The 22,625-nt window shown below is 59.9% G+C and carries 19 protein-coding genes; 10 read left to right on the plus strand and 9 right to left on the minus strand.

Annotation, left to right across the window (positions count from 1 at the left end; all coding sequences use genetic code 11):
* Positions 1-344 precede the first annotated feature (344 nt).
* The 3 genes from gor to rpiA form a co-directional block, all read right to left on the minus strand.
* Positions 345-1,733 (minus strand): glutathione-disulfide reductase, encoded by a 1,389-nt coding sequence (gor, locus tag GVK95_RS07405; protein WP_159948081.1) that lies wholly within the window; start codon positions 1,731-1,733, stop codon positions 345-347.
* A gap of 114 nt (positions 1,734-1,847) precedes the next feature.
* Positions 1,848-2,399, minus strand: a complete 552-nt coding sequence (locus tag GVK95_RS07410; protein ID WP_159948083.1) for a DUF2059 domain-containing protein — start codon at positions 2,397-2,399, stop codon at positions 1,848-1,850.
* Between the two features lie 18 nt (positions 2,400-2,417).
* Positions 2,418-3,119, minus strand: a complete 702-nt coding sequence (rpiA, locus tag GVK95_RS07415; RefSeq protein WP_159948085.1) for a ribose-5-phosphate isomerase RpiA — start codon at positions 3,117-3,119, stop codon at positions 2,418-2,420.
* A 150-nt stretch (positions 3,120-3,269) separates the two neighbouring features.
* On the opposite strand from rpiA, the gene GVK95_RS07420 reads away from it, so the two are divergent.
* Entirely contained in the window at positions 3,270-3,947 is a 678-nt protein-coding gene (locus GVK95_RS07420) for an HAD family hydrolase (RefSeq protein ID WP_159948086.1), read from the plus strand.
* Between the two features lie 83 nt (positions 3,948-4,030).
* Here the strand turns inward: GVK95_RS07420 and GVK95_RS07425 are convergent, their stop codons facing one another.
* Entirely contained in the window at positions 4,031-5,890 is a 1,860-nt protein-coding gene (locus GVK95_RS07425) for a murein L,D-transpeptidase (protein WP_159948088.1), read from the minus strand.
* 531 nt (positions 5,891-6,421) lie between these two features.
* Here GVK95_RS07425 and fumC point away from each other — a divergent pair.
* The 4 genes from fumC to GVK95_RS07445 all read left to right on the plus strand — a co-directional run bounded on the left by fumC (position 6,422) and on the right by GVK95_RS07445 (position 11,174).
* The gene (fumC, locus tag GVK95_RS07430; RefSeq protein ID WP_348532448.1) at positions 6,422-7,846 is read left to right on the plus strand and encodes a class II fumarate hydratase; all 1,425 of its coding nucleotides are present in this window, start codon (positions 6,422-6,424) and stop codon (positions 7,844-7,846) included.
* Between the two features lie 84 nt (positions 7,847-7,930).
* Positions 7,931-8,191 (plus strand): hypothetical protein, encoded by a 261-nt coding sequence (locus tag GVK95_RS07435; RefSeq protein WP_159948092.1) that lies wholly within the window; start codon positions 7,931-7,933, stop codon positions 8,189-8,191.
* Between the two features lie 104 nt (positions 8,192-8,295).
* The gene (locus GVK95_RS07440; RefSeq protein ID WP_159948094.1) at positions 8,296-9,903 is read left to right on the plus strand and encodes a fumarate hydratase; all 1,608 of its coding nucleotides are present in this window, start codon (positions 8,296-8,298) and stop codon (positions 9,901-9,903) included.
* Between the two features lie 206 nt (positions 9,904-10,109).
* Positions 10,110-11,174, plus strand: coding sequence for a GGDEF domain-containing protein (locus GVK95_RS07445; protein WP_159948105.1), 1,065 nt, complete (start codon positions 10,110-10,112; stop codon positions 11,172-11,174).
* A 35-nt stretch (positions 11,175-11,209) separates the two neighbouring features.
* On the opposite strand, the gene GVK95_RS07450 is transcribed toward GVK95_RS07445, so the two are convergent.
* Both GVK95_RS07450 and GVK95_RS07455 read right to left on the minus strand, forming a co-directional pair.
* Positions 11,210-11,818 carry a pyridoxamine 5'-phosphate oxidase family protein gene (locus GVK95_RS07450; RefSeq protein ID WP_159948107.1) on the minus strand — a complete coding sequence of 203 codons (609 nt, stop codon included), beginning with the start codon at positions 11,816-11,818 and terminating at the stop codon, positions 11,210-11,212.
* A gap of 100 nt (positions 11,819-11,918) precedes the next feature.
* Positions 11,919-12,845 (minus strand): alpha/beta hydrolase, encoded by a 927-nt coding sequence (locus tag GVK95_RS07455; protein ID WP_159948109.1) that lies wholly within the window; start codon positions 12,843-12,845, stop codon positions 11,919-11,921.
* Between the two features lie 48 nt (positions 12,846-12,893).
* Between GVK95_RS07455 and GVK95_RS07460 the strand changes: the two genes are divergently transcribed.
* Positions 12,894-13,397, plus strand: a complete 504-nt coding sequence (locus tag GVK95_RS07460; RefSeq protein WP_159948111.1) for a MarR family transcriptional regulator — start codon at positions 12,894-12,896, stop codon at positions 13,395-13,397.
* Here GVK95_RS07460 and GVK95_RS07465 read toward each other — a convergent pair.
* Positions 13,378-13,740 carry a DUF971 domain-containing protein gene (locus tag GVK95_RS07465; protein WP_159948113.1) on the minus strand — a complete coding sequence of 121 codons (363 nt, stop codon included), beginning with the start codon at positions 13,738-13,740 and terminating at the stop codon, positions 13,378-13,380. The two genes, GVK95_RS07460 and GVK95_RS07465, sit on opposite strands and share 20 nt — an antisense overlap.
* Positions 13,741-13,954: 214 nt before the next feature.
* On the opposite strand from GVK95_RS07465, the gene moaA reads away from it, so the two are divergent.
* Positions 13,955-14,941, plus strand: coding sequence for a GTP 3',8-cyclase MoaA (gene moaA, locus GVK95_RS07470; RefSeq protein ID WP_244618705.1), 987 nt, complete (start codon positions 13,955-13,957; stop codon positions 14,939-14,941).
* 35 nt (positions 14,942-14,976) lie between these two features.
* Here moaA and GVK95_RS07475 read toward each other — a convergent pair whose 3' ends face one another.
* Positions 14,977-17,511, minus strand: a complete 2,535-nt coding sequence (locus GVK95_RS07475) for a methyl-accepting chemotaxis protein (RefSeq protein ID WP_159948117.1) — start codon at positions 17,509-17,511, stop codon at positions 14,977-14,979.
* Positions 17,512-17,766: 255 nt separating this feature from the next.
* Here GVK95_RS07475 and GVK95_RS07480 point away from each other — a divergent pair, with 255 nt between their 5' ends.
* The 3 genes from GVK95_RS07480 (at position 17,767) to mobB (ending at position 19,895) form a co-directional block, all read left to right on the plus strand.
* On the plus strand, positions 17,767-18,672 hold the full coding sequence (locus GVK95_RS07480; protein ID WP_200844235.1) for a DMT family transporter: 906 nt from the start codon (positions 17,767-17,769) through the stop codon (positions 18,670-18,672).
* A gap of 81 nt (positions 18,673-18,753) precedes the next feature.
* Positions 18,754-19,380, plus strand: a complete 627-nt coding sequence (mobA, locus tag GVK95_RS07485; RefSeq protein ID WP_159948119.1) for a molybdenum cofactor guanylyltransferase MobA — start codon at positions 18,754-18,756, stop codon at positions 19,378-19,380.
* Positions 19,377-19,895, plus strand: coding sequence for a molybdopterin-guanine dinucleotide biosynthesis protein B (mobB, locus tag GVK95_RS07490; protein WP_159948121.1), 519 nt, complete (start codon positions 19,377-19,379; stop codon positions 19,893-19,895). Before mobA ends, mobB begins: the two co-directional genes overlap by 4 nt.
* 77 nt (positions 19,896-19,972) lie before the next feature.
* Here mobB and GVK95_RS07495 read toward each other — a convergent pair whose 3' ends face one another.
* Entirely contained in the window at positions 19,973-22,291 is a 2,319-nt protein-coding gene (locus tag GVK95_RS07495; protein ID WP_159948123.1) for an OmpA family protein, read from the minus strand.
* Between the last annotated feature and the right edge of the window lie 334 nt (positions 22,292-22,625).

Below are 22,625 nucleotides of genomic sequence, written 5' to 3' on the forward strand. Positions count from 1 at the left end.
CCCCTGGTCAGCCTCACGCAAGTCCCGCTGACTACCCCGACAGGCGGGGGTATTGCGAACTGTATTGGAAACCTCGGTTTCCTGCGTAGATCATGAGGATCGTGTTATGGCGTATGACTGGAATGGTGCCCTTACGCGTAGAAGAAACCGCATGCGGTTGATCGCGCTCTCTGTCCTGGGGCTCGCCGTTCTTGCGGCACCGGTGCTGGCATGGGCTTGAAGCCTGCGGGGCAGACGAACGAAGCTTGAACAGAATTCCATCACAAACAGGCGCGGCATTGCAGCGCCTGTTTGTCTTAAACGGTATCACACGCCGTCCTTGGAGCGGCGCAGGTCTTCACTGGTCAGATCCGTTCACCATTCTTGATGCGATAGCTCGGGCTATACATCGTCACCAGTTCTTCCGCCGCCGTTGGATGCACCGCCATGGTCCGGTCGAAATCATCCTTCGTGCAACCGGCCTTCAACGTAATGCCGAGGAGCTGCGCCATTTCGCCGGCGTCATGACCGAGAATGTGCGCGCCGACCACCTTGCGATCGGCAGCGTTGACGATCAGCTTCATGATCATCTTTTCGGCACGACCGGACAGCGTTGCCTTCATCGGGCGGAACTGTGCGCGATAGACTTCGATTTCATCGAAGCGCTTCGCCGCCTCATCTTCCGACATGCCGACAGTGCCAATCTCCGGCTGCGAAAATACTGCGGTCGCGATCAGCTCATGGTCGGGCGACGTCGGATTGTTCCTGTATTCCGTCTCGATGAAGCACATCGCCTCATGGATGGCGACCGGCGTCAACTGCACGCGATCGGTCACGTCGCCGAGTGCGAAGATACCCGCCACATTGGTGCGCGAATAGGCATCGACGACGATAGCCCCACGCTCGTTGGTGGCAACGCCAGCCGCTTCAAGCCCGAGGCCCTTCGTATAGGGATCGCGACCGAGTGCCAGCATGACCTGCTCGACGGCAAGCTGGCCGTTGTTCATCGTCTCGACCTCGAGACCACCGCTTGTAGCCTTAGCCACCGACTGGATATGGTCATGGCACAGGATCCGGATGCCCTTGGCTTCCATCGCCTCATGCAGGCCACGGCGCATATCGTGGTCGAACCGGCTCAGAATTTCGGCACCGCGATAGATCAGTGTCGTTTCGACACCGAGTCCGTGGAAGATATTGGCAAATTCCACAGCGATATAGCCGCCGCCTGCGATCAAGATCGAACGCGGCAGCTTTTCCAGATGGAAAGCTTCGTTCGAGGTGATGCAGAGTTCATGACCAGGCAGGGCCGCATGCGGATTGGCACCGCCGCCGACTGCGATGACGATCTTCTCGGCGGTGACGACTTTGCCTGTTTTCCTGATCAGCACACTGTTCGGACCGACAAGTTCGGCACGCGACTCGACGATCTCGGCGCCGGCATTGTCCAGGCCTTTACGGTACAGGCCTTCGAGACGGGCAATCTCCAGGTCCTTTGCGGCAATCAGTTTCGTCCAGTCAAATGTGCTTTCGCCCACTGTCCAGCCATAACCGGCCGCGTCCTCGAAATGCTCGTGGAACTGCGAGGCGTAGACGAACAGTTTCTTCGGCACGCAGCCGCGAATGACACAGGTGCCACCGAAGCGATATTCTTCCGCAATCGCAACCTTTTTGCCAAGCGATGCCGCCAGACGCGCACTGCGCACGCCGCCGGAACCACCACCGATTACAAACAGGTCATAGTCGAAACTGGACATTTTTTCTCCTTGCCGCCCCAACGCACGGGACGGCCCTGATATAGGGTGGGTGGAGCCCAAAAGAAAAGCCCGGACCAGGGTCCGGGCTTCATCTATTCGCTTGAAATCAGCAGATTACGGCTTGGGTGCATCCGTAGGCGGCGCGACGGCAGGCTGCGTCGCTCCAACTTCCTTTAGCAGCGCTTCATTGGCCTGCTTTTCCAGGTCGCGGGCAATGCCCGACGTCCAGATGTCGGCAGCCTTCAGCAGTTCGCGGGTGGCGATCGGGCCATCCTTGAGAAGCTTCTTGCCAGCATCGCTGCTATAGAATGCGGTGATCGCCTGCAGTTCTTCGACGGAGAAAGCCTTGGCATAAACCAGGGCCGATTCCTGCTCGAGATCAGCGCGACGCGGCGCAAGCTTCAACGCTTCTTCCTCGACCTTGGCGGAAATGATGTCCTGCAGATTGGGGTAAGCCAGAATCAGCTGACCCGCCAGGCGGTTCATGACATTCGGCAGGATGGCGTCAAATCGATCGGTCACGCCAAGCGATGCGATCGCCGCACGCGCGGCCTGAATGTGCTCAGGCGCCACGTCCTGCGCCTTGGCGGAGATCGCCCCCAGCATCACGCCGCCGGCAATAACGGCGACCGATCCGAAACGGCTCATACCCGAAAAGCTGATCATGAAATTCAGTGCTCCTGTTTAGTTTTTCGGCTCCATCACCCGCGCACCCGCCGGACCGGCGATGATGGCAAGAGAGGCCAAGTTGATGAATAGACCGTGTTCCACAACTCCGGGAATGGCATTGAGCTGGCTAGCCAAAGCGTCTGCATCAGGAATACGGCCAAAAGATGCGTCGAGAATGAGATGTCCACCGTCGGTCATGAAGACGCCGTCGTCGCCTCTGGCCCGTAGCGTCAGCGCGCCGGTCAGACCAAGGCGCGATGCGAGCTTTTCGATCGCGACACGCGTGGACACCTGACCGAAAGGATTGATTTCAATCGGCAATGGGTAATGACCAAGCGTGTCCACCACCTTGGTCTCGTCGGCAATTACGATCATCCGCCGAGACGCCGCGGCGACGATCTTTTCGCGCAGCAGCGCGCCGCCACCGCCCTTGATCAGGGTCAGGCGCTGATCGATTTCGTCGGCACCATCGATGGTCAGATCAAGCTCCGGCAGTTCGTCGAGCGATTTCAGTGGCACGCCCAACTCGACACAAAGACGCGCAGTCCGCTCGGATGTAGGCACACCCTGAACCTTGATGCCGGCCGCCACTTTTTCCGCAAGCAGGCGAACGAACTCTTCCGCGGTCGAACCGGTACCGATACCAAGGCGCATGCCGTCTTCGACATGCTCCAGAGCCGCGGCTGCGGCCTTGATCTTCATTTCGCGGGCGTCCATGCGCCAAAAGCTCCCATCCATTTCGTCGGAAGCTGTTTACACGCCTCCTCCGACAAACGAAAGCCCTCACCATACCGCCGCCGTTGCCTTTTCGGAGGATTTCCCCTAACGCCGAACAGACCTTGCCGCTCAAGCGAATGGAGCCTCCGCGTGACACAAACGACCATCGTCTTCGATCTCGACGGCACACTTGTCGACACAGCACCGGATCTCGTCGCCAGCCTGAACCACACGATCGCGATCCACGACCTTGCGCCGGTCGGCTACAGCGACCTCACTCACCTCGTCGGTCAAGGCGCACGCGTGATGATCGCACGCGCTTTCGCGCTCCGGGGTGTGCCGCTCGACGATGCACAACTGCCGGCCTTGCTTGAACACTTCATCAATCACTACAAGTCCGGCATGCCGGGTGAAAGCCGCCCCTACCCCGGACTTGTCGCAGCACTGGAGCGTCTTGCCACAGAGGGTTTCACCCTGGCTGTCTGCACCAACAAGATGGAAGAACTTGCGCGTCCCCTGATTGACAAGCTGGGTCTGACACATCACTTCGCGGCGATCACCGGTGGAGACACATTTGCGGTCCGCAAGCCGGATGCCGGACATCTCACCGGGACCATCGAAAAAGCCGGCGGAAACCCCAGGCGCGCATTGATGATCGGCGACAGCGTCAACGACATCCTGGCTGCCCGCAATGCCGGCATCCCGTCGATCGCGGTCCCCTTCGGCTATTCCGACACCCCGATCGAAGCCCTCGGCGCGAGCCGTATCATCAACCACTTCGATGAACTGACGGTCGCCCTCGTTCATGAACTGGTGGAAAACGCCTGAACCGATTGCGACACGCCCAATGAAAAATGGCGGGCCAAGGCCCGCCAGTTCAATTTTGTAGACCGCTACCGCGAGATCTTCGTTCAGGCCCCGGGCGTACGGGCATCCGTTGTGGTGGCGAACGCTTTGCCAACAGCTTCGTCGCGGCCGTAGACATCGTCAAAGAACTGGACGACGCCGTCCTTGTTCGGCCAGGCGGTGAAATAAGACACATAGACCGGGATCTTCTGCGGAACCTGCACGGCACGGTTCTGGCCAGAGGCGATCTGCTTGCCGATTTCCTCGACCGTGGTGCCCATGACGGCAGCAGCCATGACACGTGGCTCTGCGAGACGCACGCAACCGTGGCTCAGTGCCCGCATGTCGCGCTTGAAGAAGCTCTTCGACGGCGTGTCGTGCATGTAGATGGCATGGTCGTTCGGGAACAGGATCTTCAGTTCACCGAGCGCATTGTCGCCACCTGGCGGCTGACGCACATCGACCGAATGTGTCGTGTACCAGTCGATCTGGCTCGAAGCGACCTTGCGGCCGCCATAGCTCACCTCATAGCCCAGCCGGTCGAGATAGCTCGGGTCGGACCGCAGCTTCGGCAGCATCTCGTTGATGATGATCGACTTCGGAACGCCCCAGTAGGGATTGAATTCCACCGTCTCGATCTGGTCCTGGAAGAAATAGGTCTGGTTCGAACGCGAGCCGACAACGACCCGCATGTTCAACTGCTCGCGGCCGTCATTGATGTAATAGGCGGTGTAAGCGGGCTGATTGATGAAGACATACCGCTGGCCCAGATCGGCTGGCAGCCAACGGATCTGCTCCATGGCAACGATCAGCTTCTGGATCTTCTCGGCATTGCTGTGCCCCGTCATGGCCCGGACCGTTGCCGGACCGACGACGCCATCGGCTTTCAGGCCTTTCTCCGCCTGGAACGCTTCAACCAAAGCGACCAGATCAGGTGAATATTCCGGTGCACCGGCATAGGAAGCCAGGACGGCGGCATGTTGGCTCTTGAGGGTATCGGAACCAACCTGTTTCAACAGGCCGATAACATTGGCAAGCTCGGGATTGATCTGGCCGGGCTTCAGCAGCGTCCCCGGAGCAACCTTTATGACGGGTGCAGATTTGCTGTCTTCTGCCCGCAAGCGAAGGAGTTCAGTCCGCAGAGCGGCATATTCGGCATTGCGCGGATCACGGTTGCGCAAATAGGCGCCGACATCCGGGCTCAGTCGCAGCATGTCCAGCACGGGCGCGAGATTGACACCCTTGCGCTTGAAATCGTGATAGCCGGAAATCTTGTTCGGATCGACGCGACCTCGGGTGGTATCGTTGACATAGGTCAGAACCTTGGCTGACAGCGCAAGCTCGAAAGCCATCAACTCCCGCTGGCGCTTTTCCGGGTCAGCCGGATCGCCAGAATCTGCTGGAGTGACGACCGCATAGTCTTCCGGCGAAAGGCCGGCGTCGGCAGCATGGGAAAGCGCATCGATCATCTGATGCGCACGTTCCGTAAGCGCTGCATCGGTCACCCAGATCAGCGGCTTGTTCGGATTGCCATAATAGCCCTCAACGATCTTGGCGACGTCATCGGTCGCACGCACGGACGCTTCCGTCAGGAAGCGACGAGCCCCTAGGACCTGGCCTTCCGGCGCCTGAACCCCTTCGGAGGCAACCGGCAGCTTGACCTGGATCGCGCGCTGGGCATCAGGCTTGTAGGTATAGTAGCGCGGTCCGGAAACCTTCGGCAGCGGCTCCGGGTCGCCCATTTCGAGGCCGCCTTGCGCCTGCTGTTCGAGTGCTGCCGATGCAGCCTGCCGCTTCGTCTGTTTTCCCGGGCCGCCGCGAAGAAGATCGAGAAGCGTCGTCGCGCCGGCCTCGTGAGGAAGACCGCCAAGGGCAGTGGCCGCGGCCAGAAGCGCGGTTACCACGAATTTGCTGTTTCTCGTCATTCTCGCTCTCATTTCAATATGCGAGTCACCAGGACTCGTGGCATCGACAGCCGGTTGGCGGATCACTAGCCGATCGGCTTTTGCTTGAAAAGTTGTACCCGGGTACTTGGATCCGAAAGAGGGTCTCAACTTTGTGTGACTCGGCTGCACGAAGCACCCGATAGACACAGCAAACTAAATGGAAATATTCGTTAATTTTTGATTGACGACAAATATGAGCAGAACCGTGGCACGGGCGCTGCCGGGTGCTGCCACGCACAAATTGTTGTGATCCGTGCCGAATATGACACAACGCCAGCAGCTGGGCGTATCGTCGCCGTGCCTGCAAAGGCAATAGCAGGCGCCGACATTCACGACTAGGGCCGGCGATCGGCAACATGTCAGAAACAATCACATGTCGCGCATGGCGATGGGCACAATGAAATTTGCCGCATCTGGCATCTTGACAGAAATTCTCATCTTATTGTTATGCGGTTGCGCTGGGAGATATCGGACCTAGATAATGTGTACCGGCAATTCGACGATCCACCGATGACGCGAAAGCGCCAGAGCGAAAGCAGGACGACCATGACCACCCGTACCGAAACCGATACCTTCGGCCCCATCAGCGTTGCCTCTGACCGCTATTGGGGTGCTCAGGCGGAGCGCTCTCTCGGCAATTTCAAGATCGGCTGGGAGAAGCAGCCCCTTCCGGTGGTTCGTGCCCTCGGCATCGTCAAACAAGCGGCAGCCCGCGCCAACATGGCACTCGGCAAGCTCGACTCCTCCATCGGCGGCGTGATTGTCGAGGCGGCGCAAGAGGTCATCGACGGCAAGCTCAACGAGCATTTCCCGCTTGTCGTCTGGCAGACGGGGTCCGGCACCCAGTCCAACATGAATGCCAACGAAGTCATCTCCAACCGGGCCATAGAAATGCTCGGCGGCGTCATGGGCTCAAAGCAGCCGGTCCACCCGAATGACCATGTCAATATGAGCCAATCGTCGAACGATACCTATCCGACTGCCATGCATATCGCGGCGGCAGAGTATGTCATTCATCACCTGCTTCCCGGCCTCAAGCATCTGCACGAGGCGCTCGACGCCAAGGCCAAGGCCTTTGCGCATATCATCAAGATCGGCCGCACCCATACCCAGGACGCAACACCACTGACGCTTGGCCAGGAATTCTCCGGTTACGCCGCGCAGGTCGCGTCATCAATCAAGCGCATCGAGCTGACCCTGCCGGGCCTCTACGAATTGGCCCAGGGCGGCACCGCAGTCGGCACCGGTTTGAACGCACCGATTGGCTTTGCCGAGAAAGTGGCGGAGGAGATCGCTAAGATCACCTCGATACCGTTTGTCACAGCGCCCAACAAATTCGAGGCGCTTGCAGCGCACGACGCGATGGTGTTTGCGCATGGCGCCATCAATGCCGCTGCCGCAGCCTTGTTCAAGATCGCCAACGACATCCGCTTCCTCGGTTCCGGGCCGCGCGCCGGTCTGGGCGAACTGTCACTGCCGGAAAACGAGCCCGGCTCGTCGATCATGCCGGGCAAGGTCAATCCGACCCAGTCGGAAGCCCTTACCCAGGTCTGCGCCCATATCTTCGGCAACAACGCCGCGATTACCTTCGCTGGCAGCCAGGGCCATTTCGAACTGAATGTCTTCAATCCGATGATGGCCTACAACTTTCTGCAGTCGGTCCAGCTCCTCGGGGATGCTGCCGTCTCCTTCACCGACAACTGCGTCGTCGGTATCGAGGCGCGCGAAGACAACATTCGCAAGGGCGTCGAGAATTCACTCATGCTGGTGACCGCGCTGAACGGCAAGCTCGGCTACGACACATGCGCCAAGATCGCCAAGACCGCGCACAAGAACGGCACGACCCTGCGTGAGGAGACCGTCGGCGGCGGCTATCTGACCAACGAGGAATTCGACCAGTATGTGCGGCCGGAACTGATGATCGCGCCAAACTGAAGACGGGCCGACGGCCAATCAAAACTGTGCACAGTCGCAGTTGAATCGTTTCGCAATATGTGCGGTCATGCTAAATTACATCTCATGTTGGAGATCGCCAAACAACCGCTGACGATCTACCTCGATCCGGACATCGCTGCCCGGATCGAGGATCTGATCGGTGCCGGTCGTTTTGCCAATGCCAGTCAGATCGTGCAGGAGGCGATGATCCTCTGGCTGACGGCATTCAACCAGCACCAATTCGAGCTGGAACTGAAGAAGGCCTATGAAAGCAGCCTGGGCCTGACGGGCCGCGAGAGCGTCAATGCTGCAACCTTCCTGAGGACACTGGGCGATCTGGCATAAGCGGTCGCCGACTCCGCCTCTCCCTCTTTAGAATCATTGAAATTTAACCGCCATCGCCGTAAACACCGCCATCCGACCCCCTGCGCCCGAAAGGCTCTTGACTGATGGCTGACGACCTTTTTCCTCTTGGCGAAGACAAGATCCCCTACCGAAAGCTGACCTCCGACTACGTGTCCATCGACACCTTCAAGGGCCAGGAAATCCTGACCGTGGAGCCGGAAGGTCTGAGGCTGCTGGCAGAGACGGCCCTGTCCGACATCAACCACCTGCTGCGCCCGGGCCACCTGAAGCAGCTCGCTTCGATCCTCGAAGACCCGGAAGCGACCGACAACGACCGTTTCGTCGCCTATGACCTGCTGAAGAATGCCAATATCGCAGCCGGCGGTGTACTTCCGATGTGCCAGGATACCGGCACCGCTATCGTCATGGGCAAGAAGGGCCGTCGCGTCTGGACCGATGGCGGCGACTACGAGGCGCTGGCCGCTGGCGTGCGCGACGCCTATGAGCGCCGTAACTTGCGCTATTCGCAGCTTGCGCCAATCCGGATGTTTGAGGAAAAGAACACCAAGACAAACCTTCCCGCCCAGATCGACCTCTACGAAGAGGGCGAGGATGCCTACAAGTTCCTGTTCATGGCCAAGGGCGGCGGCTCGGCCAACAAGACCTTCCTCTATCAGGGCACTCCCTCGCTGCTGACCCATGACCGCATGATCGACTTCCTCAAGGAGAAGATCCTGACACTGGGTACGGCAGCCTGTCCGCCCTACCATCTGGCGATCGTCATCGGCGGCCTGTCCGCCGAGATGACGCTGAAAACGGTCAAGCTCGCCTCGGCGCGCTATCTCGACTGTCTTCCCACGGAGGGCTCCGAAAGCGGGCATGCCTTCCGGGATATCGAGATGGAGAAGGAAATCCACAAGCTGACCCAGCAGATGGGTGTCGGCGCCCAGTTCGGTGGCAAGTATTTCTGCCATGACGTGCGCGTCATCCGCTTGCCCCGCCACGGCGCATCGCTGCCGATCGGGCTTGGCGTCTCCTGTTCCGCCGACCGCCAGGCCATGGGCAAGATCACCCGTGATGGCATCTATATCGAGCAGCTCGAAACCGATCCTTCGAAATACATGCCGGAGATCGACGAGACCGCCCTGTCCTCCTCGATGGTCAAGATCGATCTCAACCAGCCGATGAGCGCGATCCTCGCAGAGCTCTCCAGACATCCGGTGAAGACGCGCTTGTCGCTGACCGGCACGATCATCGTCGCCCGCGACCTTGCCCATTCGAAGATCCGCGAGCGGCTGGAAAAGGGCGAAGGCATGCCGGACTACATGAAGAACCATCCGGTCTACTATGCGGGTCCTGCCAAGACCCCGACCGGCTTTGCCTCCGGCTCCTTCGGCCCGACCACGGCCGGTCGCATGGACAGTTATGTCGACCAGTTCCAGTCCTTCGGCGGCTCCATGATCATGCTTGCCAAGGGCAATCGATCGCGCGCCGTGCGCGAGGCCTGCAAGACCCATGGCGGTTTCTATCTCGGCTCGATCGGCGGCCCGGCCGCACGGCTCGCTCAGGACTGCATCCGCAAGGTCGAGGTTCTGGAATATCCGGAACTGGGCATGGAAGCCGTCTGGAAGATCGAGGTCGAAGATTTCCCCGCCTTCATCGTCACCGACGACAAGGGCAATGATTTCTTCCAGGAATTCAACCTCGGATAGGCTAAATCGCGATCAGGCGTGACGAGCGACAGGCACGTCACGCCTCGAGAAACTTATATAAACAATGACTTGAACCAAAATTCCGACGGCAGTGCGAATTTGCATCAAAGATTTATCACTCCAATGTAATTAAACATTCTCAAAGTTTTTATCGATAAACAATCTATTGGGACTAGAAGGTCCGACCAATCTACTGGAGTTGGCCGATGACTACGGCGACACCGCCCAAAGCGCAGGCAACTGACGTCGCGGCACAGATCTCGTTCGCAATGCGCACAATGGGCGTCGCTCCCATTCCGCGCAATTACGAGCTTTTTTACGAAGCCTATATCGGCTCCAATCCGGCCCTTACCCGCGAGCTTGCAGCCCTTGGCAGCAAGGCGACGCAGGACGAACTGGACGCGATCGGCGAGCAGTATTTCGGCAGCCATCAGGGCCGCGCGATTGAAAATGCCCACACCAAGCTGATCGGCGAACTGGAAGGCCTGCTCAGGGTCCTGCAGCAGGAACAAAGCTCTCTCGAAAGCTATAACAAGCTGCTCGGCGAGACCTACAGCCGCATCAACTCGAAAAGCAGTTCAAGCGCTGACATCCTGCGCAGCGCAATCACCATCCTGACCGAAGCCACCGGCAACACCATGGCGCATGGTGAAAGCACCGTCTCGCAGGTTTCGCAGAAATCGCAGGAAATGGACCAGGTCCGCAAGGAACTGGACGAGTACAAGCGTATCGCCAACACGGACTCGCTGACCCGCATCGCCAATCGGCGCGCATTCGATGAGAAGCTGTCAGCCGTCTACGCCAATGACAGCCATACATTCTCCGCCCTCGTCCTGGCAGACATCGACAACTTCAAAAAGGTCAACGACGCCTACGGCCATCCCGTCGGCGACAAGATTTTGGCGACCGTCGCCAATGTGATCCGGGCCAATGTCCGCAAGGATTGCTTCGTCGCGCGCACCGGAGGCGAGGAATTTGCCATCATCATTGATGGAAACACTGCCGAAGAAGTCCAGCAGATCTGCGAGCGCGTCCGCATTGCTCTGGAGACGACGCCGTTCAAGAATTCCAAGACCGGCGTCAACTACGGTCCTGTGACCATTTCGCTCGGCTATTGCATGGCAAACGACGCCGAAGACGCCGGCGAGTTGTACGCCAGATCCGACATTGCGCTCTATTGCGCCAAGAATACCGGTCGAAACCGCACACGGCTCTATGAAGACGGGATGAAGAAGGACTTCACCAAGAGTTGGCTGATTTACAAGCGCTGATGCGATGAGCGCTGCACACCCGCCGCGCCATCACGCTACCACATCGTCTTGACAGCACGCGCCGGCCATTCGCGATCATAAGTCACCTTGTCGAAATCCGCTTTGGCCGCTTTCAGCAGATCGCCCGGTGTCGGCAAGCTGGTTGCATCAACCTGCACGCCCGGGTTCCACAAATCCGCGCGCATGACGGCTCGCGCGCACTGGAAATAGATTTCGTCGATCGAAATCAGGATCACGCTGCGTGGGTGTTTCTGGTCCATCTCGAAGCTGCGCAAAAGGTCCGGCTCCACGGAAACGACGGCCTTGCCATTGACCCGCATCGTCGTGTTAGAGCCTGGAATGAGAAACATCAACGCGACACGTGGATCCCGAACGATGTTGATGAGCGAATCGACCCGGTTGTTGCCGCGCCAGTCCGGCATCGCCAACGTCTTTTCATCCTCGACACGAACAACAGAACCACGATCTCCGCGAGGCGAGCAGTCGAGCCCCTCAGGCCCGACGGTCGCCAGCGCGACGAAGGGTGAAAGCTCGATCATCTGGCGGTATTCTGCCGTCAGAACCTGCGTCACCTTGGCAACTGAAGCCTCGGACACATCCCCATAAATCTGCTTCAGGTCTTCGACTGTCCGGATCACCTGCATGCTGTCCCTCCATGGCGGTTTTGCGTTGCCGCCCCCCCCCAATGAGTGGCCATACACAGCATTCCATGTTGCAACGTCCTAGGAAAGACCGATGACACGCCTATGACACAGCGCGATTGAGCTTGGCCTTGATCGCCTGGTCTCTGACCAGAAAATCCGCAACTGCGTCGATCACGTCGGGTGCGCTGACGATCCGGCGATGCCCGTGACCATTGGCCCAGAGATGCCGTACCTTGGGCGAAAGGCCGATATAACGCTGCGCATGCCCGACATTCACTTCCTTGTCGTCCTCGGCATGGATCACCAACAGCGGACGGTCGATCCGGCGTGCAGCGGTGACCGTATCAAGCTGCTCCACTGCAACACCCACATAGTCCTCCGCCCTCTGCCGCATGGCCACCATACTCGGTCGACCGAGGCCGATCGCAGAGGCAAAGCCGGCAAATACCTCGCCCATGCTGGATGGCGCGCCGATCAGCACGATGCGCCCTGCCCCAAGGCTCGACCGATCGCCGAACACACCGCCGGCAGCGGTCATCACAGCCGCGCCGCCAAAGGAATGGCCGACCACACCGTCAAACGGACCATAATGTCGCTCACAAGCACCGATCGCCTCGGCCGCGAGCCTGAGGTCCAGGCGGCGACCGCTGGACGCACCATGTCCCGGCAGATCCAGCATGACCACATCGGCACCCGCCGTATTCAACCCGAAAGCTAGATCGGTCAGGTATTCCGCCCGCGATCCCCATCCATGAACCACCAGCAACCGTGGCACCACGCGCTGGACCGTGCCGCTTCCCAGATGATAGGTGCCGACGCTGCCGGCAGAGGTTGGCAGACGCACAACCGCAGCATTGGCGAGCTTCTGCTGGCCAGCGACAAACACCCGCTTTGCTTTCTCCCCTTTCGGCTGGCGACCGGGTGTGCGACAGAAGAGCTTGAACGCGAGGCTGCCGGACAGTCTTGGCGAAAGCGCCTCCAGCCGGGAGAAACCGAAACGGATGACCTTGAAAGCGAAGGATGTCATAATCGGAGATCCACGTTAATGTTCAATATTGAACAATAAAGTACAAGAATGAACAAAAATCAAGCCTTCCCTTGGGATCACCCCCGTTTTCGCAGCTGGATCTCCGTCGGCCGTGCCTGCCAGCTGATGCAACAGACCCTGACACGCGCGCTGGCCCCCCTCGACATCAAGCCGCCGCATCTCGATATCCTGATCAATCTCTACCGCTTCGAGGCGATCTCGCAGCAGGAACTGGCCCGCAAGCTGCTGGTCGGACGTTCCAATATGAGCATGCTGCTGCCGCAGATGGAAAAGCGCGGCCTGCTGGAGCGACGCCCCGACCCGCGTGACAAACGCATCCTGAGATTGTTTCTGACCGTTGAAGGTAGGGTACTGACCGAAAAGGCCATGTTGATCCAGACAGACCTCATCGAGCGCACGCTTTCCGCGACGCCGCTGGAGGACTGCCTGAGAATGGCTGACAGCATGGAAGGCTTGATCCAGCGGATGCAGGCCGCCGAAATTGTTGGTGAGGAGGAAGGGCCGGACGCCGTCAGCGCGGATCGCGGCTGAGCCCCTTGGCGGCTAGCTCGCCTTCGTATTCGGCAAACTTCGCAGCGCCGGTTTCGCCGAGCTCCCGCAGGTAGATCCAGGTGAAGATCCCCGTATCGTGGCCGTCGTCGAACCCGATTCGCACGGCGTAATTGCCGGTCGGCGTCATAGCCTTGATCGCCACGTTGCGTTTGCCAGGCACGGTCACTTTCTGACCCGGACCATGCCCCTGCACCTCGGCCGAGGGCGACAGGACGCGCAGCATTTCGGCCGGCAATGTCACGACCACGCCGTCACTGAAACTGACGGTCAGAATACGGCGGTCCTTGGAAACCTTCAGTTCGCTTGGCCAGGTGTCGCTCATGCCGGTTCTCACTTGATCGAATTCGCTGAATGGTGCCGCACAGGTAGGACCTCGACAGATCCGGCGCAAGAGATTTTGATCGACAAATCCAAGCACTTCGCTTGACGCTTTAGTGGTGCAAGCCCACATTGTTGCAAACATCAGGAGACCTCACTTGGATCACAGCCCTGGCACATGGCAAACTGCGGCGCCGCTTGCGGAGCAAACCGCACCGATGGTCGATCCATTTGGTCGCAGCGTCACCTATCTGCGTGTCTCCGTCACCGATCGCTGCGATTTCCGCTGCACCTATTGCATGGCGGAAAACATGACTTTCCTGCCGAAGAAGGATCTGCTGACTCTGGAAGAGCTCGACCGGCTCTGTTCCGCCTTCATCGCCAAGGGCGTTCGCAAGCTGCGGCTTACAGGTGGGGAGCCCCTGGTCCGCAAGAACATCATGTTTCTCATCCGCGGCCTGTCGCGGCATCTGGGCGGCGGCCTCGATGAACTCACACTGACCACCAACGGCTCGCAGCTTGCGAAACACGCCGCCGAGCTGGCCGATTGCGGGGTCCGCCGGATCAATGTGTCACTCGACACGCTCGACCCGGCCAAGTTCAAGTCGATTACCCGATGGGGGGAATTCGACAAGGTCATCGAAGGCATCAAGGCAGCGCAGGCGGCAGGCATCCATGTCAAGCTGAATGCCGTTGCGCTGAAGGATTTCAACGAGGCGGAAATTCCGGACCTGATGACATTTGCCCATGCCGAAGGCATGGATCTGACATTGATCGAAACCATGCCCATGGGGGAGACCGGCGAGGACCGGACGGATCAGTATCTGCCCCTGTCACTCGTGCGCAGCAGGCTCGAAGAGCGGTTCACGCTGAACGAGATCCCCTACAAGACGGGCGGACCGGCGCGTTATGTCGAAGTTGCGGAAACGGGTGGTCGGCTCGGTTTCATCACGCCGCTGACCCATAATTTCTGTGAGAGCTGCAATCGCGTCCGGCTGACCTGCACCGGCACCCTGTATATGTGCCTCGGCCAGGACGATGCCGCAGACCTGCGCACCGCGCTGCGCGCCTCGGATGACAATGCCTATCTGTCGGCAGCAATCGACGAAGCGATCACCCGCAAGCCCAAGGGGCACGATTTCATCATCGACCGCGATCACCGCAAACCAGCCGTCGGCCGGCACATGAGCGTCACCGGCGGCTAAACGCCGCCGCCGGCTTTCTTCTACGTCAGAAGACCTCAGGCAATCCGTCGCATCGGCTGGCGCTGTGCAGCAGGTGCCTCGGTGCGGAAGTGTTCGATCTTGCCCATCAGGTTTTCCACCCGCTGGCGAAGACCATGGATTTCCGCATTGTTTTCTTCGACCATCGCGGCGTTCTGCTGGGTAATCAGCTCGACGTCGCGCACGGCACTGGTCACCTCGCTGATGCCGGTGGACTGCTCGCGGGTAGCAGCCGAAATCGTCTCGACCAGCCCCTGCACTTCCTCGACCTGGTTGATGATCGTCTGCAGAACCTCACCGGTATTCTCGACCAGTTCGACACCGGACTTCACCTGACCGCCGCTGACCGAAATCAGCTGCTTGATCTCCTTGGCTGCGTTCGCGCAGCGCTGGGCGAGATCACGGACTTCCTGGGCGACGACGGCAAAGCCGCGCCCCGCTTCGCCGGCCCGCGCTGCCTCGACGCCCGCGTTCAGGGCCAGCAGATTTGTCTGGAAGGCAATCTCGTCGATGACCCCGATAATGGTCGAGATCTTGTCGGAGGAACGGCTGATCTCGGCCATAGCCTCGACCGCCTTCTTCACGACGACCCCGGACTGCCGCGCATGGTCGCGCGCCGACGCGACGGAGCGTGCCGTGCGACCCGCACCATCAGCCGTGGAGCGTACGACGTCGCTCAGATGCGACAGGGCCCGCACGCTCTCTTCGAGTGCCGCGGCCTGTTGTTCGGTGCGCCGCGCCAGGTCGTCGGCAGACACCGCAAGATTTTCCGTACCGGCATTGATGTCGGCGCTGGCGCCGCGCACGTCTTCGAGCGTTGCGCGCAGCGCTTCGACCGCGTGGTTGTAGGTTGTTGCCATGGCCACGAAATCTGCCGGTAGATCCTCCCGCATGCCGACATTCAGATGGCCGTTGGCAAGCGCCTGCAGCACCGATGAAAGCGCCTCAAGGGCTGCCCGCTGGTCGGCCTCGACCCGGGCACGCTCCTCGGCACGCAGTTCCGTCTCGCGCGCCGACAATTCGCGCGATTGCGCTGCCTCTTCTTCAAGCCGCTTGTTCTCGAGCGCCGCATCCCGGAACACCGTCACCGAACGGACCATGTCGCCGATTTCGTCGCCGCGATTGCGCCCTTCGATCGGCACGGACAGATCGCCGTTCGCCAGCCGCGACATCACCCCGGTGATGCGCTTCAATGGCGCCCGCAGTGTCTCGATCAGCATCAAGCCGCCGACGATGGCCAGAAGCGTACCGGCCACCATGGTGATGATCGATATGGTCGCTGACCGCTCGCTATCCTCCTTGCCGACTTCCTGGGCATTGCTGACGAAGTCACGCAGCGAGGCCATCGCTGTTGAGACATAGTCAGTCGATGCCAGACGCAGCGACTGCCAGTTTTCCCCGGCTTTGAGCAAGGCCTGCGAATTGTCCTCGATCGTCGTCAGGCGTGGCGCAATGGTTTTCGGAAAATCGCGAAGCGTGCTGTTCTTGGCTCCGAGCTCGGAAATCCGCGCCGCCATCTCGCCAAGCGCCGAGACGTTCGACAGAACGATCCCGCGCGAAGCCTCATCCAGACTGCCAAGCATTTTCTGCATGCGCAGTTCCAGGGTTGCGATTTCCATGGCAGCGCCGTCGACAAGGCCCATGAGTTCCTTCTGGTCAGCCACCAGCTTGTCGAGACCGACAAAACGGTCGGCGGCGACATCGCTATTCTTGGAAGCCTGCAGCGTGATCTTCTGTTCGATCAGCACAAGCTCCGCCAAAACCTTGTTGAGACCCTGCGCCTTGACGTCATCGGCATCGTTCGATTTCAGGATCGCATCGATCCGGCCCATGGCACCGGCCACCTCATCGATCAGCACCTTGCCCTTGTCGGATGCAATTGCCTGGGCCTTGGTCAGGTCCTTCTGCATCGCACCGGCATAAAGCTTGGCTTCATCCAACTGTTCGGCCGGCGTAAAGCCCATCTGTACCGCGACCCGCAGCTTGCCGAGACGATCGATCAGCGACTGGAAAGCCGATGCATCAAACAGCAGTTCCTTGGCGAAACGTTCCTTGTCGGCCAGTTCCTTGCGGACGAAATCCACCTGCTTGACGATCTGCTTGCCATCGCCCTGCAGAGCTGCGACGGCTTCGATCAGTCCAGCGTCGAGCGTGCTGCGTTCTTCTTTATTGTCCCACATCGCCTTGGTCTGATCGCGCATGCGCTGCGGCAGCGCGCGCAGATCGCTGAGATCGGCCTTCTGCGCCTGTCCGGCGAGTACGCCATCCAGCACGGCGAGGCCATTCTCCTGCTTGTCCACCGCCGTCAGGACACCTTCGCGGCTCTTGTCGGTCGGATCGAGACTGAACTCCTGCAAACCGCCCTGAACCTGTTCGAGATCGCTGATATTGCCGATTGTGGCGCGGGTGACGGTCATATGACCGTTCAGCATGCTGGCTGTCCGGTAACCCAGAAGCCCAACACCCGCCATCAGCAGAACGAGCGGCACGACAAAAAGGAGCACTTTCGTAACAATCCTGCGGCTCTGCAGGAGGCGATCGATGAAACTCATGAAACCCTCGGAACGAGGTCAGCGCCCACGCTTGAAAACATCTGCGCGGCGTCAAACGGGCGGTTTCCACCTCATGTGGAACAGGTACATTGAGCTTCCCCCTGCAAGTTTGAGCAAACGTTAATCGGTGCTCAGTTTTTTGCGCTTTTAGGCAGTTCAGATACCTGAACTTTTGTAGTTTTGGGTTCGAAAAGCGGTACCACCGCCTCCGGGCTTCGTTTAGAAGGATCCTTGCAAGTTTCAGGATCCTTTCAAATGGCATTATCCGACAATACGCGAGGCGCAGCCTTGATGGCGCTTTCGATGGCCGGCTTCACCTTCAACGACGCTCTGACCAAGTCCGTGACCGACGAAATGACCGTCGGCCAGATCATGTTCGTGCGCGGCGCGTTGACCACGCTGATGGTCTATATCGTGGCCCGTCGGCTAGGCGCACTGGATCACATCCGCAACCTGTTTCAGCCGCTGATCCTCTGTCGCATCGCGCTGGAGACGATCGCCGCGATCACATTCCTGACGGCACTGGGCCAGATCCCGCTTGCCAACGCATCGGCCATCCTGCAGTCGCTGCCGCTTGCCGTGACGCTGGGTGCGGCACTCTTTTTCCGCGAACCGGTCGGTTGGCGCCGCTGGACGGCAATTGGCGTCGGCTTCATCGGCGTCATGATCATCATTCAGCCAGGTCCCGAAGGCTTTACGCTGGCGGCCCTCTATGTGGTGATCAGCGTGATCACCGCAGCAGGTCGTGACCTTGTCACCAAGAAAATCGACCCGAATGTCTCCTCATTCACGGTCACGCTGTTTACCGCGGCCAGCATTTCCTTTGCCGGACTGCTGCTGATCCCGGTCTATGGCGGTTGGCAGCCGGTCTCCTATGGCGCCTTCGGCACGCTGATAGTCGCATCCGGCTTTCTCTTTGTCGGCTATCAATCGATCATCATGGCGATGAGGACCGGCGAAATTTCCTTCATCGCACCCTTCCGTTATATAAGCCTGATCTGGGCTGTGCTGCTCGGCTTCGTGTTCTTCGGCGAACTGCCGACACTGGCGACAGTGGTCGGCGCGACCATCGTCATCGTTTCGGGCCTTTACACCTTCTACCGGGAAAACAAACGCAAGGCCCAGGCGGCGGCCAGCTCAGGCACAGTAACGCCGCCCTGAAATCTGCACCGGGACATGAGGCTGAAATGATGTCGCTGCCATTCGATCGTCCGGCCATCCGGCAGGCTCCATAGGTTGCAGATGAGCGAACCAGACCGCCTTCCCGCCATTATTCTTGCCAGCGGCCTGTCGCGACGCATGGGGCGCGACAAGACGCAGATGCTTCTGGGCGGCAAACCATTGATCGCCCACATCCTGGACCGCTTGAGAACCCAGGCCGATCCTGTCTGGACGAATGCGCCGTCAGACTATCCGCTTGATCTCGGCATTCCCAACTATCCCGACCTGCTGCCGGACCGGCCGGGTCCCCTCGCCGGTGTGCTTGCAGGTTTGATGGCTCTGGAGCGGCATGACGCGCAAGGCAGCCATATCCTGACTGTTCCCGGTGACACGCCTTTCCTGCCCCATGATCTTGTCGAGCGCCTTTGCGCTGCCGCGACCACGGGCTCGATCATACTGGCTGCCTCGGGTGGCAGAACCCATCCCGTGATTGGCCTGTGGCCGAAAAACCTGGCCTCCGACCTGGAAGCCTGGCTGGACGATCCTGACCACCGCCGTGTCTTCGATTTCATCGACAGGCATCCGCGCGTGATCGTCGATTTTCCGATGATCGACACTGACCTTGGTCCACTCGATCCGTTTTTCAACATCAACACGCCGGAGGACCTCGCGCAGGCCGAGGCTCTGCTGCAGAAAGGCATAAAATGAGCGAGCTGCCCCGCATCTTTGGCATTTCCGGCTGGAAGAATTCCGGCAAGACCGGGCTTGCGGTGAGGCTGGTGGAAGAATTCACCCGCCGCGGCTATCGCATATCGACCATCAAGCATGCCCACCACGACTTCGATATCGACAAGGTCGGCGCCGACAGTTACCGCCACAGACAGGCAGGAGCCACCGAGGTCGTCATCGTCTCCGGCACCCGGTTCGCCATCATGCATGAATTGCGCGGCGCAGCGGAGCCTTCCTTCGAGGAGATACTGGCCCGCATCGGTCCTTGCGATCTTGTTCTGATCGAGGGCTATAAACGCGAAGCTGTGCCGAAGATCGAGGCAAGGCGCCTGGACGCGAAGAACCGCGAACCGCTTGCCCCAACCGATCCGCACATCGTGGCAATCGCTGCCGACCATCCGGTCGAAGACACCACCCTTCCGGTCTTCAATCTCGACGACACGGCGGCAATCGCCGACTTCGTCGCCGAAGTGACCGGCCTGCCTTCCCGATAACATACCAGGACGTGGACAAAAAAAAGACCGCCGGATCTGCCCGGCGGCCTTCCTGATTTTGTACGATAACCCTGTGCTTACCGGTTGGCAGCAGCAGCAGGACGCACCAGCGATGTCACACGGCGGATTGCGACACGGCGGTTCTGCTGTTCGCCGGCTTCCGTGCGGATCTTCAGGTATCGCTCGCCATAACCCTGGACCGACATGTTTTCCGGCGGAATGCCGTAGACTTCAGTCAGGAGGTTCGCCACCGTTTCGGCACGCTGGTCAGACAGCACAAGATTGGTGCGATCGGAACCGACGGCATCGGTATGACCTTCGATCAGGAAGACTTCGCCCGGATCCTTTTCGAGCAACTGCTCCATGGCGGCCGCCACCTGGCGCAGCGTCTTCGCCTGCGCCAGCGGAACTTCGGCAGACCCTGACGGGAAGGTGATCGTATCGAGATCGATACGGCGCACCTTGTCGCGCAGGCGGGCCGACGACTTCACTTCATCGATCGAATAGACCCGCTCGACACGCTCGACCGGCGGACGGCCGAGGAAGTCGTAGTAATCACGATCCGGCTCACGTGATGTGCTGACGATATAGTCCTGGACCGGGATCGTCAGGCGCATAGGCGGCAGGGAATAACCCACATCGACAAAGACCTGCGGACGTTCTTCGTCGGCTTCCGGCGAATACATCATCACGTATTCTTCCCCGTCACGCGTGATGCGCGACCGCAGGACGATGTCGCCGTAGCGATTGTAGATCGTCACCAGACGCGAGCCATTCGGCCGCATGATCGTCTCGCGGGTACGGCCACGCGAAAGTTCTTCGTAGAACGTTTCTTCCGAATCGTGGCGCAGGCGCTGCCGGTCATCGCCGCGGACCACGATCTGGTTGCCGACATTGATGATCGTACGGTCATCGATCTGCTCGATTACCTTCACTTCGGTCACCTGGTTGACGACATTGTTCTGGATGATCGTGTTGTTGGTGATATTGTTATTCGTCACGTTGTTGGTGATGTTGGTCGCATTGTTGGTCACCGACGTCGGAACGGCAAATGCTGGCGCGGCGTCGAGCTTGGTACCGGTTTCGGCGACAGTCGCCTGGATGGCCTGGCTCTCGACCTGTACGCCTTCGGCCTGAGCCGCAGCGTCATTCTCCGGCGCCGGCGCGACCTCTTCCGCTGCCCGCAACTGCGTCCTCTGCTCGCGCGATTCCTGTCCACCGGCATTGTCGGCGTCCTTGTCGCTGTCGAGAACGGCCGCTCCACCCTCGACCGGCAAGACGACTGTTTCGGACGTCTGGGACGGATCAGCAGCAATTTCCTGCTTCTGCTCCTCGGTCTGCGTCTCGACGAGTTCCGGCACAGGCTGGTCGACCGGAGGTTCAACGGCAGGCACGACGACCTGTTCGGCGGCCGGTTGTTCAGCTGGCACAGCTTCACCAGTGGTCTGGCCATTTTCAACCGGAGCTTCGGTGGGCACTTCGGCAGGGGTTTCTGCCGGGGTCTCAGTTGTCGGCACTGGCGGCTGTGCCGGCTCGCCGGCAGGCTGTTCCGACGGCTGCTCTTCAGGTGTTTCTGCAGCGGGTGCCTCTTCGGCCTGTGGCTGCTCGGCCGGGGCCTGCTCTACTGGAGGCGCAGCTTCGGGCACAGGGCAAGCCTCCGCAGTAGCAGCCTGTGAGCCATCCGCACACGTCACCATTGCCGCAGGCGCTTCGGCGGCGGGCTGCTCGGCCTGTTGCTGCGCTGCCTGCTCTTCGGCAGCCTTGCGTGCGGCTTCCTCTTCCGCTGCCTGCTGCTGGGCAGCCTGGGCCTCGGCCTGCACCTTTGCCTCAGCCTCGGCGCGCTGAGCCTCTTCGGCAGCGGCCTGCTGAGCGGCCTGATCCTCGGCAGCCTTCTGAGCTTCCTGTTGAGCCTGCTGTTCAGCAGCCTGCCGAGCGGCCTCTTGGGCAGCTTCTTCAGCCGCAGCCTGCTCGGCAGCCTGAGCCTCAGCTTCAGCGGCGCGTTGTGCCTCTTCCGCTGCGGCCTGCTGTGCTGCCTGTTCTTCGGCAGCCTTCTGGGCTTCCTGCTGTGCCTGCTGTTCGGCGGCCTGGCGGGCGGCTTCTTCGTCAGCCGCACGTTGTGCCTCTTCTGCGGCAGCCTGTGCTTCCGCAGCCTGACGGGCAGCTTCTTGCTCGGCGGCACGCTGGGCATCGCGCGCGTTGCAGGCGTCCTGATCGGCCGCCTCCGCTCCGTCGCTGCAGACAACGGCCTGCGCGAGCTGGATCAGGCCGTCTTCCGCCTGGCGCGACTGCGATTTCGCCTGCGAATAGCCAATGGTCGATGCCATGACGGGCTTTGCCAGCACCGCCATGGACAGCATCGGTATGGCCACCGTGTTCAACAATCTGTTTTTGAACATGCCTTGCATTTCCTTCCTTGGTTCCGGCAGGGGTCGACGAATGTCAAACCATCCAGACAGGAACTTTTATTCTGTTTCGCCGATTCTCCGGAACCGAGCCTCGCCAGGAACCTAGGTTCGATCAAATTAACCCCACCTGAACGAGCGGGACGCCGTTTTGCTCCATGCGGTCTGAACGTGAAATAGCGCGCGACCGCTGGTTTCAACACAAGAAAAACAACCTAATTTTCGGCCGCCTACGGTTTCCAGTTGATTTCAGCTGGAAAACCAGACGAATATTGGGCCCAAGTGTGGCCGACCGATTGCCACACAGACCACGGATAGCCGCCAATAA

It is taken from the genome of Rhizobium sp. 18065, from assembly GCF_902706095.1.
GTDB lineage: Bacteria > Pseudomonadota > Alphaproteobacteria > Rhizobiales > Rhizobiaceae > Allorhizobium.

What these genes read in the sequence shown, in the direction of transcription:
- gor (WP_159948081.1), bottom strand. Translation starts at nt 1,733, where the DNA reads ATGTCCAGTTTCGACTATGACCTGTTTGTAATCGGTGGTGGTTCCGGC.
- GVK95_RS07410 (WP_159948083.1), bottom strand. Translation starts at nt 2,399, where the DNA reads ATGATCAGCTTTTCGGGTATGAGCCGTTTCGGATCGGTCGCCGTTATT.
- rpiA (WP_159948085.1), bottom strand. Translation starts at nt 3,119, where the DNA reads ATGGACGCCCGCGAAATGAAGATCAAGGCCGCAGCCGCGGCTCTGGAG.
- GVK95_RS07425 (WP_159948088.1), bottom strand. Translation starts at nt 5,890, where the DNA reads ATGACGAGAAACAGCAAATTCGTGGTAACCGCGCTTCTGGCCGCGGCC.
- fumC (WP_348532448.1), top strand. Translation starts at nt 6,422, where the DNA reads ATGACGCGAAAGCGCCAGAGCGAAAGCAGGACGACCATGACCACCCGT.
- GVK95_RS07435 (WP_159948092.1), top strand. Translation starts at nt 7,931, where the DNA reads ATGTTGGAGATCGCCAAACAACCGCTGACGATCTACCTCGATCCGGAC.
- GVK95_RS07440 (WP_159948094.1), top strand. Translation starts at nt 8,296, where the DNA reads ATGGCTGACGACCTTTTTCCTCTTGGCGAAGACAAGATCCCCTACCGA.
- GVK95_RS07445 (WP_159948105.1), top strand. Translation starts at nt 10,110, where the DNA reads ATGACTACGGCGACACCGCCCAAAGCGCAGGCAACTGACGTCGCGGCA.
- GVK95_RS07450 (WP_159948107.1), bottom strand. Translation starts at nt 11,818, where the DNA reads ATGCAGGTGATCCGGACAGTCGAAGACCTGAAGCAGATTTATGGGGAT.
- GVK95_RS07455 (WP_159948109.1), bottom strand. Translation starts at nt 12,845, where the DNA reads ATGACATCCTTCGCTTTCAAGGTCATCCGTTTCGGTTTCTCCCGGCTG.
- GVK95_RS07460 (WP_159948111.1), top strand. Translation starts at nt 12,894, where the DNA reads ATGAACAAAAATCAAGCCTTCCCTTGGGATCACCCCCGTTTTCGCAGC.
- GVK95_RS07465 (WP_159948113.1), bottom strand. Translation starts at nt 13,740, where the DNA reads ATGAGCGACACCTGGCCAAGCGAACTGAAGGTTTCCAAGGACCGCCGT.
- moaA (WP_244618705.1), top strand. Translation starts at nt 13,955, where the DNA reads ATGGTCGATCCATTTGGTCGCAGCGTCACCTATCTGCGTGTCTCCGTC.
- GVK95_RS07475 (WP_159948117.1), bottom strand. Translation starts at nt 17,511, where the DNA reads ATGAGTTTCATCGATCGCCTCCTGCAGAGCCGCAGGATTGTTACGAAA.
- GVK95_RS07480 (WP_200844235.1), top strand. Translation starts at nt 17,767, where the DNA reads ATGGCATTATCCGACAATACGCGAGGCGCAGCCTTGATGGCGCTTTCG.
- mobA (WP_159948119.1), top strand. Translation starts at nt 18,754, where the DNA reads ATGAGCGAACCAGACCGCCTTCCCGCCATTATTCTTGCCAGCGGCCTG.
- mobB (WP_159948121.1), top strand. Translation starts at nt 19,377, where the DNA reads ATGAGCGAGCTGCCCCGCATCTTTGGCATTTCCGGCTGGAAGAATTCC.
- GVK95_RS07495 (WP_159948123.1), bottom strand. Translation starts at nt 22,291, where the DNA reads ATGTTCAAAAACAGATTGTTGAACACGGTGGCCATACCGATGCTGTCC.